The 947-nt window shown below is 56.9% G+C and carries 1 protein-coding gene; it reads left to right on the top strand.

The features are described from left to right. Positions 1-149 precede the first annotated feature (149 nt). The gene (gene tnpA / locus DW171_RS09635; RefSeq protein WP_118271073.1) at positions 150-608 is read left to right on the top strand and encodes an IS200/IS605 family transposase; all 459 of its coding nucleotides are present in this window, start codon (positions 150-152) and stop codon (positions 606-608) included. Positions 609-947 lie beyond the last annotated feature (339 nt).

Raw genomic sequence — 947 nt, 5'->3', positions numbered from 1 at the left:
TTCAAGACTTTAGTCTGCTGGCCGCGCAGCGGCCAGCTTTAAACCACCCGCTACGCGGGTGGAGACAAACGGCTTTACAAAGCCACCCCTCCGACCGATATTGACGATTGTTCAGGCCGTCAAGAATTCGAGTCGAAGGGGTGGTCGCCATGGCCCAGAAGGCCTACAGCCTTTCCCACACGAAGTGGATGTGCAAGTACCACATCGTGTTCACGCCGAAGTATAGGCGCAAAGTGATCTACAACCAAATCAGGAGCGACATAGGGGAGATCCTCAGGAGGCTGTGCGAGTACAAGGGGATCGAGATAATCGAGGGGCGCCTGATGCCCGACCACGTGCACGTGCTGCTGGCGATCCCGCCGAAGTACGGCGTCGCGAGCGTCATGGGCTGCCTGAAGGGGAAGAGCTCGCTGATGATATTCGACAGGCACGCCAGCCTCAAGTACAAGTTCGGCAACAGGAAGTTCTGGGCGGAGGGCCACTGCGTGTCCACCGTCGGCCTGAACGAGGCGACGATCGCCAAGTACATCAGGGAGCAGGAGTCCCACGACATCGCGCTGGACAAGCTGAGCGTGAAGGAGTACGAGGACCCCTTCAAGAGGGGGTGATGCCGCCGGTTCGACCGGCGCGCCACGGGTCAAGATGCACTAGGCCTGGACGAAGTCCGGGCCCGCGCCTTTAGACGCGAGCCCGGGGCCCGTGGGTTATACCCTAAGAGCAAACCACCCTTTTTAAGGGTGGTTCTGATTTTGCGAGGGACGCTTTGGATCCCGCTTTGCAACTGATTCGCCCACACAATAAGGGGTCGTGGGCAAAAAACGTCAAATATGAGTACTGTCACAAGCCCTGTAGCATTATCTTTTTGCAAAATATGCAGTGTTACGCAACATATGTCCAAGTACTTAGCTGATAAATGCCTGCAATTCCTCCGCCGTAGGACGCCTTGT

This window comes from Collinsella sp. AM15-2, assembly GCF_003471985.1.
Classification (GTDB): domain Bacteria; phylum Actinomycetota; class Coriobacteriia; order Coriobacteriales; family Coriobacteriaceae; genus Collinsella.
Note: the sequence above shows the minus strand (reverse complement) of the source record. Positions and strands in the feature narration are given on the sequence as shown.

Coding starts and splice junctions, on each gene's coding strand:
- tnpA (WP_118271073.1), top strand. CDS start 150: ATGGCCCAGAAGGCCTACAGCCTTTCCCACACGAAGTGGATGTGCAAG.